Source organism: Acinetobacter sp. WCHA29 (assembly GCF_002165335.1).
Taxonomy (GTDB): domain Bacteria; phylum Pseudomonadota; class Gammaproteobacteria; order Pseudomonadales; family Moraxellaceae; genus Acinetobacter.
Window position 1 is genome coordinate 16,658 of sequence record NZ_NHRQ01000029.1, and the last position, 12,474, is coordinate 29,131.

General features: G+C 41.8%; 9 protein-coding genes and 3 pseudogenes. 2 read left to right on the forward strand and 10 right to left on the reverse strand.

The genetic code is table 11. The features are described from left to right. Nucleotides 1-8: 8 nt before the first annotated feature. The 8 genes from CDG59_RS13750 to dnaX all read right to left on the reverse strand — a co-directional run bounded on the left by CDG59_RS13750 (nt 9) and on the right by dnaX (nt 9,715). Nucleotides 9-1,070 (reverse strand): ATP-grasp domain-containing protein, encoded by a 1,062-nt coding sequence (locus CDG59_RS13750; RefSeq protein ID WP_004682418.1) that lies wholly within the window; start codon nt 1,068-1,070, stop codon nt 9-11. Then, a complete protein-coding gene (locus CDG59_RS13755; protein WP_087545808.1) occupies nt 1,067-2,596 on the reverse strand; it encodes a helix-hairpin-helix domain-containing protein in 1,530 nt (509 codons plus the stop codon). The genes CDG59_RS13750 and CDG59_RS13755 overlap by 4 nt, the downstream gene beginning before the upstream one ends. Beyond that, entirely contained in the window at nt 2,589-4,433 is a 1,845-nt protein-coding gene (locus CDG59_RS13760) for a protein phosphatase 2C domain-containing protein (protein WP_087545809.1), read from the reverse strand. Before CDG59_RS13760 ends, CDG59_RS13755 begins: the two co-directional genes overlap by 8 nt. A 37-nt stretch (nt 4,434-4,470) precedes the next feature. Then, on the reverse strand, nt 4,471-5,526 hold the full coding sequence (locus CDG59_RS13765) for a TerY-C metal binding domain-containing protein (protein WP_087545811.1): 1,056 nt from the start codon (nt 5,524-5,526) through the stop codon (nt 4,471-4,473). A gap of 27 nt (nt 5,527-5,553) precedes the next feature. After that, nucleotides 5,554-6,189, reverse strand: a complete 636-nt coding sequence (locus tag CDG59_RS13770; RefSeq protein ID WP_087545812.1) for a vWA domain-containing protein — start codon at nt 6,187-6,189, stop codon at nt 5,554-5,556. Nucleotides 6,190-6,217: 28 nt separating this feature from the next. After that, nucleotides 6,218-6,859 (reverse strand): TerD family protein, encoded by a 642-nt coding sequence (locus tag CDG59_RS13775; protein WP_087545814.1) that lies wholly within the window; start codon nt 6,857-6,859, stop codon nt 6,218-6,220. 30 nt (nt 6,860-6,889) lie between these two features. Then, nucleotides 6,890-7,528, reverse strand: coding sequence for a vWA domain-containing protein (locus CDG59_RS13780; protein WP_087545815.1), 639 nt, complete (start codon nt 7,526-7,528; stop codon nt 6,890-6,892). Nucleotides 7,529-7,714: 186 nt separating this feature from the next. Then, entirely contained in the window at nt 7,715-9,715 is a 2,001-nt protein-coding gene (dnaX, locus tag CDG59_RS13785) for a DNA polymerase III subunit gamma/tau (protein ID WP_087545817.1), read from the reverse strand. Between the two features lie 203 nt (nt 9,716-9,918). On the opposite strand from dnaX, the gene CDG59_RS13790 reads away from it, so the two are divergent. Further along, nucleotides 9,919-11,079 (forward strand): cupin domain-containing protein, encoded by a 1,161-nt coding sequence (locus CDG59_RS13790; protein ID WP_087545818.1) that lies wholly within the window; start codon nt 9,919-9,921, stop codon nt 11,077-11,079. A gap of 105 nt (nt 11,080-11,184) precedes the next feature. Here CDG59_RS13790 and CDG59_RS13795 read toward each other — a convergent pair. Further along, nucleotides 11,185-11,319: pseudogene (locus tag CDG59_RS13795) on the reverse strand (IS5/IS1182 family transposase); the annotation flags it as partial. An 89-nt stretch (nt 11,320-11,408) separates the two neighbouring features. Continuing rightward, nucleotides 11,409-11,591 (reverse strand): annotated as a pseudogene (locus tag CDG59_RS13800) (transposase); the annotation flags it as partial. Nucleotides 11,592-11,712: 121 nt separating this feature from the next. Between CDG59_RS13800 and CDG59_RS13805 the strand changes: the two are divergent. After that, a pseudogene (locus CDG59_RS13805) lies at nt 11,713-12,369 on the forward strand (MFS transporter); the annotation flags it as partial. Nucleotides 12,370-12,474: the final 105 nt, after the last annotated feature.

Genomic DNA, 12,474 nt, shown 5'->3' on the forward strand with positions numbered 1-12,474 from the left:
ACCGTTTTTTATACCACACAAACACTTTGGCTAATATGTCGAACCATAACAGTATTTTCAATTTTTTCAGGCTGATAATCCAATCCGAATGTTTCTGCAATAGCAGCGTGGACCAGATTGACACCACTATAAAATGTGTGCCCTATTCCACCCGAAGGGCGAGGATTAACTTCCAAAATAAATAATTGTCCATGATCATTATAACGGGCCTGCATATTCACCAAACCATCACAACCAAACAATTCAGCAACCTGTCTGGCCAGTTCAATGGCCTCACCTTCGAGTTTCAGTTGCTGGTAACCACCGCGCTGTTTACAACGGACAACCGCACATCGGACTTGCCCATGCACACAAAACATATCCACTGAACATTCCTGACCCGATAAAAATGGCATCACCAAATAGGCAGGCGGATTCGGCGATTGTCGATAACTTTCAATAAATGTTTGTGGATGTGCCCTAAAATTCTGACTATTGGCAAACATATCAAATGATGTCGCCTTTGTATCCAGATGCCAAAAACCTGATGCAAATACACCTGTCACAGGCTTTACACATACTTCACCTTTCTTCGACCAACTTTCATAGGCGGCTTGCAACTCTTCAGCATGATATACAGTGGTGGCAGGGACAACCGCAATCTGATGGTGTAAACAGGTTTGGGTAAATACTGATTTATCATGTAATTGGGCAATCTGCTCCATGTGATCGCAGCCAGCCATAATCCGAATACCCAAAGCCTCGAAACGGTGTTTCTGTTCCAGATAAATTCGTCCAAAACGCCCTGCAATAATTAGCTTTACCTTTAGGCGCTGTGCCTGTTGTAGCACCCACTCCACGCGCTCAGCAACGGCAGGCTCCTGTAACGCAATATCTGCAACAGATGTGATTTCAGGCCGCCACTCGGGATGGGAGGCCACCACATGAATAGGTAGATTAAAAGGTGTATGTTTTGCTGCCAAAATTAAATCTCGCTGACAGGAATGGGCTTGGGTAAACCAGATTCCAATAGAGTTTTCAGCGATATTCATTTCTGTATTTGTTCCCGTCACTTCTAAAGCTGCATTCATTCACATTCCACCATTTGTACCACCACTAAACGTCCGCCATCCTGACGTGACAATAAAATCTGCTTCCCATCGGTCAATTCAATTTTTCCACCTATCGGAATAATCTCTTTGCTTGCCACGTCCATCAGTTCAGGTAAATTCTCATTGACCAGCCACCATTGCTGTTGATGGAAAATAAAATAACCCACCCGTTTGGTTTGCTCTACACTTAAACGTTCATTTGGCGCAATCAAGTTATTGGCATGCCATTGATAGATTGACTGGCCTGTCCAGACCATCAAACGGTGATTATCAGGTCTAAAGCTCCCCTCCCTGCGTGCCGAATATAGGTTTAACACAGGCAATTTGCCGTGAAATGCCGTGCCACAAAATGGGCAGACAGGCTTGGTGCTGTTGTCAAATACATACCATTTTTGACCACAATCTGGATTTAGGCAGGGCTGCATTAAATCAACCGTTTTCACCAATGCCGTTTCCCAGTCATTGGCAGAGGGCCGTTGCTGCGGTTGATGCAGACCTGTAACAAAACTCTGTAGAAAGAGTTCCTTTAAATATGGCCCTGTCACTGTAAATGGAATTTTTTCGGGGTCTGCCCACGGTAATGCACTCGGACGAACCTGCGCCACTTTAACCCGATTACTTGCATCCGATGGGTGTTCAATAAATAATGCATTTTCACCCATTGCCAGATTTTCATCTTTTTGTGGGTCATTGACATCATGTACTTTGCCACCACGTAATGGATGGCGATAGAGCAAATACATATAAATCAGCACAGCCAGAGCATGACGATCCGTCATGATATTGGGCAAATGCCGTTGAGGATCATCTTTTTTAAGATGGTTGGTCATCACCACTTCAGGCGCAATAAAATCTGGTGTTCCCACCACATCAGGCGGATATTTGCCTGGAACAACCAAACCATCCACATCAATGACGCAAGCACGCCCCATGACAGGATCAATCAAGATATTTTTATAGGACAAATCGGAGTGGGCCAAACCAGCCGCATGCATACGGCGCACTGCACGCGCAATTAAAATACAAATCTTGAGATAGTTCAGCCATGTGCCTTTTTCCCGTTCATCCAGAAAGCGGTTCTGGTTATTGGCACTCGCAAACCATTTTCCCTCTTTTTCTTTCCCTTTAATCCCCAAAAAATCATTATTTTTAGAACCAAACTCAAAGAAAAATGGCTTTTGATAAGTAGGTGCTGTAATCCCCAGCAAGCCATTGTATTCCACCAAACCATCAGGCCAGCAAAATACATTTTTCCAGTAATCACCACCCGCACCGTTAAAAATACCTTGCCATTTATTGCCCACAATTTCTTTTAACCGATCTTTCTGCCGTTCCAGTTCAGCCTGAGACTGATAAAAATGGTTTTTTTCCTTGCTAAAAAAACACACCACATAAGATTTATCAGGAGAAAAATATACATCTTTCATGGCACCCGAACCGATCACTTCATCAATAAATGCAATTGGACGGCCATCGAGCGTTTGACATTGAATGACTTTACTCATGTTCTTCTCCGTTTATTTCGACAGGCTCAGTCACCATAGATGAGTCATGGATTGAGCTTGTCGAAACCGTCCATAAAATTGCCAGAGTTCGATCATCATGGTGTCCTGCACTAAAGAATGCCGACCATTCCAATAAGGCCTGTTCAGGTTGTTCCTGTTGTAAGTGTGGTTCAATTTCTTGCCAAAGTGCCTGCCATTTTTGTTGATTTTCCAGCCCTGCATCTGTTTCAAAACGCGGATCAGAAATCCCATCGGTCATGAGAATTACTGCCTGAGCGTCATCAAAATAGCCAATATGGACTCGCTGTTTAAAATCTCGTACCAAACAACCATAATCTAAAAAGCGGGTTTGTCCTGCAAATTCCCCCCCATCAGGTTTCCCCATTAACCGTACGCGGTCTTTACCATAAACTGCAATCGCTCCATCACCGACCCAAAAACTACTTATAAAGGTTTTATTGTCTTGTTGCCGTACCACTGCAAACAATAATGTTGTAGCAAACAATTTAGAGGCAACGCCTTGTCGAGTGGCTTCATGTTCAATTTGTTCAATGGCTTGTGTTGCGGCTGAATAAAACGCATCACTAAATTGATTGCCTAACTGATGCGCTGCATTTTTGGTTTCAGGATCATCATTAGCTCCGACTTGCCACTGTGCCAACAATCGGTCAGATTCACCTGATTGTTTTTGCATGAAAGCTTTTAAATACTCACCAACAGTATTCACCGCAACCCTCGACCCCTCACGGGAAAATTCGGCACTTCCTGCACCATCTGCCACAACCAATACCGACCAATTACTATCCGCGACCTGAGCAACAAAAAAATCATCATCACGGAATGTTCCTGCATGTTCATGTGAACGTCCTCGCTGACTACACGCAGCAATATTAAAATCTGCCGCCTGAATCAATTGACAACGATTATTTGCTTTCCAATACATCGCATTTGGATCAGGCTCATTCACCTGCCATAAACTACGCGGATCAGCCGTGACAATAAACGTGACTTCCCCTGACAACCATCCTGCCTGCTCATTTGCCGTTTTATATTGAAAAATGAGTTTAAATTCACCTGCCTGTGTGGGTATGCCTGAAAGTTGCTGTGTCACTGCATCAAAACAGATACCCAGATTTTCAGGAATCCTGACACTTTCATGATGAATCTGTACATCCTGTTTCACGGGATGTTGCATTTGAATGCTGGCTTGATAGTTCTGTCCCACTCTAGCGTTGGGAATCTGAAAGTGAGGCATTTTTTTCACCGTTTTTACCCCAGTTTGCAGGGATGTTGAGGCATTGTCTGGAATAGGGCTGGATTGTTTTTCAATGATTGGAGTCGTTACGGCCAACGGTAAATGTGTAGGCACAACAGAATTAGATTCAGATAAATCTGTCATTTCGGATAATATGGATTGATTGTCATTATTTGGTGGTGTCAAAGGTTGTTTCTGTTCTGATTCAAGGTGCACAGATTCTGCTTGAGCAGTATCAGGCTGTGGATAAAAGCCCAGAGGTTCTACAGCATTCTTTGACACCCCATGCTTTTCACATGGGCTATTTTGCACAGGCGCATAAATCGGCAAACGTCCCTGTTGCAATATTTGTTGTAACAAACATCCCTGAAAGTCTGGCAACTGCTCCAGTTGAAAACCCACCGCATCATAAAACTGTTCTGCCAGATCATGATAGGCATTGTAAAGACGCTTATTTTGTACACATTGCTGCCACCATTCCTGATTTTGCATCTGATTTAATGACTGGCTTTTATGATTTAAAAGTTGTGCTAATGTATCAGCAAGGGCCTGTTTTAATTCTGGTGTTAATGGCTGAAGCATAAATAAAAAATTCCTTTTTAGCCTTAAGACGAATACCCTAGCCTCGACCACGCTGCACATCAAACCCATCCGAACCGCCATAGCCAAAACTCACCTGACGGCGGCACCACGGACAACTGACTTCTTCACTAAAACCGTCATAACACATCAATTGACCACAGCCACACATGGCAAATGCCGTTTCTGCCAAACAATGTGGGCACTCAGGCGCGCCTTCAAGCAAAGTGGTATTGATTTGCTGTTGGTGCTGGCTTTGATCTGACCATGTAAAATAATCCTCATCAATTTTGCAGCACTCTTTCAGTTGGTAGTGATACAAATTGAGGTTAATATCTAAGTCTTTAGGGGCCTGATACTGAATTTCACGTTCAAATTTCATCAAATAAGGGCGATTTAACTTTCCACAACGCCCAACAAAAGTTGCACACTGCTCATCCAGCAAAGTTCGTGGCTGAACATCTTTAATCAGCCGCATATAGCGTTCATCCAAAGGCGGTAGATGTTGCTGCTGTTCACCATCCCCCACACTTTTACTTTGTGCAACGACTGAGGCACTGATCCATTGGAAAAACCTTTGGAAATCCTTTTCATTCAACTCATCAAAGGCTATGCAGTGTTCTGTCAGTTGCTTTAGGGTGTGATAATCGACATTTTTCCCCATTCCCAGTGCAATCAGTGTACAACGTCGAGCATACTTTTTTTGCCAGCGATAAATGGCATCCTTGCATTCATCTGTTGGTCGCCCATCTGTAAATAAATATACGACTGGCTTCCAGTCACCTTTGGTTTCCGTTGTCGTCTTGATCAAATGACGATCAAACTCATTCATTAAATGTTCCAATGCCTTGCCTAAATGCGTCCCACCACCTAAAGGTAATTTCACTGGATAATAAGCAAACACTTCCACCAAAGGCACAAGGGTTCGGACAATTCCCGCAAAGGCAATCACTGAGACATATACCGTTTCCAGCGCATAAGGGTCTTTGCGTAATTGCTGCATGATAAGCTGGATACCCTGCTGCATCTGCTCAATATTTTTCCCTACCATGGATTCAGAACAATCCAACACAAAAAAAACAGGTAAACGGCGCATCTAACTGAATATCCTTAATAATGTTATTTATAAAACCAGTTGCACTTCAGGCGGTGGTGGTGGCAATGAAATCGAGTTTGAAATGCCTGCACTGCTGCTGCCTGCCACTACACTTGCCGATACCCATTTGAAGAATCCTGAAAATGACGCAGCATCCATGGTATCCAATACCACAACCTTATCTGTCAGTTGCAATAAATGTTCAGTTTTGGCTTTGGGCCCTGCCGCACAGGCAACAATACTGGCAAAGTTTAATTGCTGAATCACAGGAACGGCTTGCTGATATGCATACACATCTGAGGGTGAACCATCTGTCATGACAAATAATAAAGGTCTCCAGTCCCCTTTAATCTCATCGCTACTTTTTTGAATTTGCTGGCTCACTTGTTCTGCCAACAACTCCAGAGCAGCGCCCATAAAGGTTGCCCCTGCACTTGGCACATCAATATTGCTCAATTGAACCTGATCGAGTGGGGTCAGTGACAAATAGACCTTTGCCTCTAAATCAAAGGTAATAATACTTAAATGCACACTTTCCAGTGCATAAGGGTCTTGCCGTAATGCACTAAGCATCGACTGTAATCCAACATTCACAGAATGAATTGGCTCTCCTCGCATTGACCCCGAAGTATCCAATAAAATATAAACAGGCAAACGGCGCATTGTGTAAAACCCTTATACAAATCATCAATTAAGCGTATTGTTTCAACCATTCCACAAATGAGTCAGAACTTGATGGCTGCCCGACTGCATTAAACTTCCAGCCTGTAGGCTCCCGAACCAGCTCTGCAAAGAGCAACGAACGTTGCTGGTCATATTGTCCCGTACCTGACAAATCAAAACGCACCATCTCTTTGCCTGTGGTATCCACCGCCCGAATAAAGGCATTTTTAACCTGACCAAAATGTTGCTGATTGCTGGCCCCATTATAGATTTGCACCACAAACACCACTTTATGGTATTGCTGCCCCAGATCATTCAGTTTAACCACAATCTGCTCATCATCCCCATCACCTGCACCAGTGCGGTTGTCACCTGTCAACCAAATATGTCCTGATGAATGACGCTGATTGTTAAAAAAAACTACATCACCATTCTGCAAAGTCACATTGCCTTGAGTATCACGCCCTAAATTATTGACCTTACCATTTTGCCCCACTAAAAAAGCAACGACATCAAGATCATAATCGGCATCTTTTCCGCCAAACAAACCTCCCAGAAAGCCTTTTTTCTGCTCCTGAATATCCCACCCCAAGCCAATCGTCACCTGTGACAGATTATTTTCCGTTTTTTTTAGACTAATGCCCTGACCTTTTCCTAAACTTACAGCCATTTTTATCTCCTTTTGAATTTAATGTTTGTTTTATAATACGATATTGACTTCGGGTGGTGGCGGTGGCAAATCACCCAAGCCTTTCACTTCTTTTTGGGCTGCATCTACTTTCTGACTACCTGTGGAAATACTTGCAGACACCCATTTGAAGAATGCCTTGATTGTGTTGGAATCTGCGGTTGCCAACTCAACAACCACTTCCGTGATTTGTTTTAAAATGGATGTATCTGCCCCATGCCCTGCGGCACATGCCACAATCACGCCTGTTTTGACTTGTTGTAAACGTTGCAAACCTTTGCGCCAGTCATCAGTGGGTACGCCATCAGTCATTATAAAAATAAGCGGCTTCCAATCCCCTTTAATTTCAGCCGTTGTTTTCACCACCTCCTGTTCAATCTTCTCAGCCAACAAGGCTAAGGCCTCGCCTAAAGCAGTAGTTCCTGTTACCTGCAAATCAGGTGCTTGAAATGCAGCCAATTCAGTTAAAGGAACCAGTTGTTTAGCGTGGCTATCAAAAGCTATTAAAGAAAGATAAGCTGTTTCCAGCGCATAAGGGTCTTGACGCAAGGTTGAAAGTAAAATTTGCATCCCATTTTTGACCGCTTCAATCGGCTCTCCATGCATCGACCCTGAGGTGTCCAATAATAAATAAACAGGTAAACGGCGCATTATTATTTTTCCTTATTTTCAGTGTATTATTCACTTTCTTTTTTAACATAATTTTTTTGGTTGTACTATGCACCAGCACTTAATTACTTAAAATAAATAGACAATTCTGTATTTTTAATAAGTATTCGCAACAAGCCGTTAGATAGAAACTACAAGCCAAATATCAAATTTAGGGGGACTCAAGCATCAGGACTTGAGTTGAATATTCTGTAACTCACCATCAAAGGTTTCAATTAAACTTTTAATGGTGAGTTCCTGCTGTAACAACTCAACAGCCCGATGAAACGCCTTTTCCTTACGCATGACCTGCATGGTAAAAGGTGTTATCGAATCAATATCTTGATATTGCACATTAAACTGCGTATTCGGCCACTGTGATTTAAGTGCCTCTTCCAATGCCTGCCTTAATTGTGACAACATGACCTCATATTTCTGCGGAATATGAAACACAGATGAACCATTAATATACCCCTGCATAATGCCATGCTGTGCCAACTCCTGAACGGCTGGCGAAAGTTCACTATTTCTAAACCAGTATTCCCACTTCTCCAAATTCCACTCACCTTCCAAAACCTGCTCACGCAATTTTAAAATATCTTGAGGCATCAAATCTGTTTGCCCAAAATCTTGCTGTTGTATTGGCGATCCAACAGGCTGATCTGCGACCACAATCGGTTCCGAAACAACCGCTTCAAGCACTGGCTCTGCGATGAGATCAAGTTCCTGTTCAGCTTGAGGCTGCTTCAGATGTACTTGAAGATTTTGCTCAACAGGAAAAACCAGCACATCATCCGCCTCAACGATATTCGACTGAATCGTTTGTTGTTGCGCTGATATATCCAATCCTATTAACTGGCCGTCCTCGACCTCAAACACCATGAGATGAGGATTTTGATTGCGCAGTTCAGGTTCAGGTTCAGGTTCAGGTTCAGGTTCAGGTTCAGGTTCAGGTTCAGGTTCAGGTTCAGGTTCAGGTTCAACGCTAACCGCTTCTTGCTGAACTGCAAACTGATTTTCTGTACTTGAATCCTGTACAGGCTGATGCGCTTCAGGCGCTGTAATTTGCGTAACAGGTGTTGCAGTTACGATAACTTCATTCAAATTCAACGGTCTAAACGCCAGTAAACGCAACACCGTCATTTCAAAGCCTTGCTCTTGCGTCACCGCAAGTTGCAACTCAGCTCGACCTTTACAGGCAATTTGATAATACAACTGCAAATCTTGGGCAGAAATGAGTTTCGACAATTGTAGAATCTTCTGGTTAATTTCTTCACTATATTTCAGTGCAAGATCAGGTAAATATTGCAACAATGCCAATTCATGCAAGGTAGAAACCAATTGGTCTAAAACCAAGGACACATCTAAAGCTTGCTGTCTAAATTGTAGAAGTAGCTGACTTACCCGTGCTTGCTGATTTTGATGAATTGCCAAAATCAAATCATAAATAATGGTTCGGTCAATCAAACCGAGCATATCTTTAACATCTTGATGATGGACTGCACCTTGACCATAGGCAATTGCTTGGTCTGTTAAAGACAAGGCATCACGTAATGAACCTTGTGCAGATTCTGCAATTTGCCAAATCGCATCTTGATCGGCTTCGATATGCTCTTTATTTAAAATTGCTGTCAAATGTTCCGTAATTTCATCAACAGCCAAAGGACGTAACGTAAATTGCAAACAGCGCGAGATGACGGTGATCGGCAATTTCTGTGGATCTGTCGTTGCAAAGAGGAACTTCACATGCTCTGGTGGTTCTTCCAGAGTTTTGAGCAAGGCATTAAATGAATGCGTTGAAAGCATATGCACTTCATCGATCAGATAGACCTTGAAGCGACCCTGCGTCGGCGCATAAGGCACATTATCGAGTAACTCGCGGGTATCTTCAACCTTGGTCCGAGATGCCGCATCGATCTCAATTAAATCAATAAAACGACCTTCATTTACGGCCTTACAAGTTGCACAAACTTCACACGGCGTTGACGTCACGCCTGTCTCGCAGTTCAAACACTTGGCTAAAATACGGGCAATCGTGGTTTTCCCGACACCGCGCGTTCCTGTAAACAAATAAGCATGATGCAAACGCCCACGTTCTAATGCGCTGGTTAAAGCACGAGAAACATGGTTTTGCCCAACTAACTCATTGAAATTACGAGGACGGTATTTTCTTGCCAGTACTTGATACATGTATGCTCCTTTCTGCATCTTAAGCATACTGTTTTTTTGAAAGGCTGTGAACGAGTCCACTTCTAATTGATCAAGATTAAATACTTTCTGAAGCTTTTAAACCGAATTTCTTATAGATTTACTTACAATCATCACAAGACTTGCACCGATATTCAACTCAATAGAGAATACACCATAATTTTTAAGTTGCTGGTCTCTTTGACATGTCTGAATCCTTAGCGGTACTCGGCGGTATTACCGCAGAACAATTCTTGAATGAATATTGGCAAAAAAAACCATTGTTAGTTCGCAATGCAATGCCTGAAATTATGGGTTTATTAGAACCCGAAGATGTCAAGGAACTAGCGCTAGAAGAAGATGTCAGTGCTCGCTTGATTCGTCAAAAAAATAAAAATCCAAATGAATGGCATGTAAAATCATCACCACTCACTAAAGGCGATTTCCAAAAGTTACCGAATCTTTGGACTATCTTGGTTCAAGCGGTGGACCATTATTCTTTTGATATTGCTGAGCTCTGGAAAAAATTTCCATTTATTCCTCAATGGCGCCGCGATGACATCATGGTCTCTTATGCACCTAAAGGTGGCTCTGTTGGTAAGCACTTCGATTTCTATGATGTGTTCCTTGTACAAGGGCATGGTCATCGCCGTTGGCAACTCGGTCAAATGTGTGATGAATCAACAGAGTTTGTTGCAGATCAACCATTAAAACTCCTTTCTCAAATGAGTGTAAATTTTGATGAGGTACTTGCACCTGGCGATCTATTATATGTACCGCCTGGTCTTGCTCATTATGGCGTTGCCGAGGATGATTGTTTAACTTTCTCATTTGGCTTCCGTATGCCAAATTTAGCTGAAATGACAGATCGACTCAGTGAACAATTCGCAAAAAACTCAGTCTTAACATATCCTCTAGCGGATATTACTCGCATAAAAACGAATGCTATTGGAGAAATAAATAATACCGAGTTTTCTTATCTCAAGACTCAATTACTTGATTATCTCACTCAAGCACCAGAATTTGATGCTGCGATCATGGCATACATGAGTGAGTCTAAATATCCCAATAGTATTCCTGAGCCAGAAGAAATTGTGGTAGATGATTTACTTGAAGTTATCAATGGCGGCTATCAACTTATTCTAGAACCTGCATCAAGATTGCTCTATAGACAACAAGATCAATTATTAGACTTTTGGGCAAATGGGGAAAATATCTGTATTTCTCAATCTTTCCAAGCACAACTGAAACAAATTGCAGATGGTGAAAGCTTAACATTTGATGAAGAATTTAATCATACGGATATTTTAGAAGATATCGTATTGTTACTGAATCAAGCAGTTATTATGTTGCTACCACCTCATTAAGCCTGATACATCCTCTAATTAAAGTAGAAGTAGTTGCGACTATTTCTACTTTTATGATTTGACATAAATAATTAAAACTTTTTTATAATAGACTTCTTTCATAAATCATTTTTTACTCAGCTCCAAGTTATAGATTCCAGCAATTAAATTGAATCTCAAACCGAGTCTTTTGCCTCTATTTCGATAACGTTCGGCAAGGATCTTGAAGGTTTTCAGGCTGCCAAATACATGCTCAATACCCATTCTTCTTTTATTGATTTACTGATTATAGGTTGTCATCAAAAAGTAAACATGTATTCTTTTCCGAATTGGTTTGATACTTTCTCCACTCATTGCTTTATTTTATCAGCTGTCATGACTTGAAAATCTCGCCAATCATATTTCATTTGCTTCCATACCATCTCGATTCGATTTAACTCAGGCCTATAAGCTGGAATAAAATACAGATTCGTCGAAAAATTAGTTTTAAGTAGTTCTCTGTAATCAGTCATCTTTTTACTTCTATGAATTGCCAAGGTTTAGCCAAAAGGCTCTACGAAATCTGATAAATATGCACAATCAATACGATAAGCTTAAGATCTAAAGTATCTTGATGGTTATAATTTAGATCTCTCTATGTTCTGATTAAAACAGTTGTTAAATTTATCTCCTCAACCTAATTTCTCTCTTTTTCTAGTGATTTTCTCCTTGGCAGTTGGTAGTTTCTGTATTGGAACGACTGAATTTGTTGCTATGGGGTTAATTCAAGAAATCGCTACTGATTTAAATGTCAGTGTTCCACATGCAGGCTATTTCATTAGCGCCTATGCGCTTGGTGTTATGGTTGGCGCACCGATTATTGCAATTTTAGGAGCTAAAGTACCGCGTAAAACGCTATTACTCAGCTTGATGTTATTTTATGGTTTAGCCAATGCCGCCACTGCCTTCGCAACAACATCTGAAGCTATGCTGATATCCCGTTTTATTGCAGGCTTTCCTCATGGTGCTTATTTTGGTGTAGCCGCATTAGTTGCAGCCGAATTGGCAGGAAAACAACGTAGAGCAACTGCGATTGCACAAGTAATGATGGGACTCACCCTTGCCAATGTGATTGGGGTTCCTATTGCAACTTGGCTTGGTCAGCAATTTGGTTGGAAATCTGGTTTTGAGTTTTCTGCCGTGATTGCCTTTATTACTTTAATCGGTGTCAGCCTTTTCGTTCCCAATATTGCACCACAAAAGTCAGCCAGTATTAGAGCGGAATTGGCAGGTCTAAAAAACATCAATATGTGGCTAACGCTTGCAGTGGGTGGGTAATCCCCCCTAAAAATAAAAGGATGTAAAAGTAGAATTTTCTCTTAAGATCAAAGCAGGAGATTCTGCATGAAAACATCTAAATTTACTGACAGTCAGATT